1 protein-coding gene is annotated in these 1,199 nt (G+C 67.0%); it reads left to right on the top strand.

Translation table 11 applies throughout. The annotated features are described in order from the left end of the window. On the top strand, positions 1-1,134 hold a 1,134-nt coding region (locus tag ACGFU7_RS48220; protein ID WP_393705177.1), incomplete at its 5' end, for an IS701 family transposase. Between the last annotated feature and the right edge of the window lie 65 nt (positions 1,135-1,199).

The raw sequence follows: 1,199 nt of genomic DNA, 5'->3' as shown, positions 1-1,199 counted from the left end.
GTGCACGAGCGGTTCGTGCACCGGTTTGCCAGAACGGAGCCGCGGGAGTCGGCACTGGCCTATATGCGGGGGCTGATCGCTCCGCTGGAGCGGAAGAACGGCTGGACACTGGCGGAACAGGCCGGTCATGCCGGGCCGGACCGCATCCAACGGCTGTTGAACCGGATCGACTGGGATGCCGACGAGGTCCTCGATGATGTGCGGGACTATGTCGTCGAGCACCTCGGTGACCCCGGGGCCGTGCTCATCGTGGACGACACCGGCTTCCTGAAGAAGGGAACCCGGTCGGCGGGTGTCCAGCGCCAGTACTCGGGCACCGCGGGCCGGACGGAGAACTGCCAGGTCGGTGTCTTTCTCGCATACGCCGCCGAGCGCGGTCGGACGTTGATCGACCGCCGGTTGTATCTGCCCACCTCCTGGACGGACGACCGCGAACGCTGCCGCCGGGCCGGCATCACCGACGAGACCGCTTTTGCGACGAAGGTGGTCATGGCCAAGGAGATGGTCCGCCGGGCGATCGCAGACGGGATCCCGTTCCGTTGGGTGACCGCGGACGCCGCCTATGGCTTCAGCAAGGGCTGGCGGCACGAGCTGGAACAGGCAGACGTCTTCCACGTCATGGCCACCACCCGGCATGACACCGTGGTGACCCGCTGGGCCCTCGATCATCCTGTCCACGACCTCTTTCCCGCTTTGCCACGGCAGAAATGGAAACGACGCTCCTGCGGGAGGGGTGCCCACGGGCCGCGTGTTTTTGACTGGGCACGTGTCGAGGTGCGGCCCTGGCACCGGGAGGACCGCCGTCACTGGGTGATCGCCCGCCGCAGCGTCAGCCGCCCCGACGAGATCTCCTACTACATCGCCTACTGCCCCGCGGACACCACGCTCGATCAGCTGATCCACATCGCCGGCAGCCGCTGGGCTGTCGAGGAATGCTTCCAGAGCGCGAAGCAGGAGTGCGGCCTGGACGACTACCAAGTCCGCCGCTACCCCGGCTGGCACCGCCACATCACCCTGGCCATGGCCGCCCACGCCTGCCTGACCGTCCTGCGAGCCCGGGCACTCGACACAGACAAAGCAGAAACGGATCCTCCCAGCTCATCCACCTCAGCCTCGCCGAAATCAGACGCTTGATCACCCGCCTCAACGACCGCGCTCCCACCCCAATCGACCACATCCTGCACTGGTCACACTGGCGC

The sequence above is a fragment of the Streptomyces sp. NPDC048473 genome (genome assembly GCF_043200155.1).
Lineage (GTDB): Bacteria > Actinomycetota > Actinomycetes > Streptomycetales > Streptomycetaceae > Streptomyces.
Note: the sequence above shows the minus strand (reverse complement) of the source record. Positions and strands in the feature narration are given on the sequence as shown.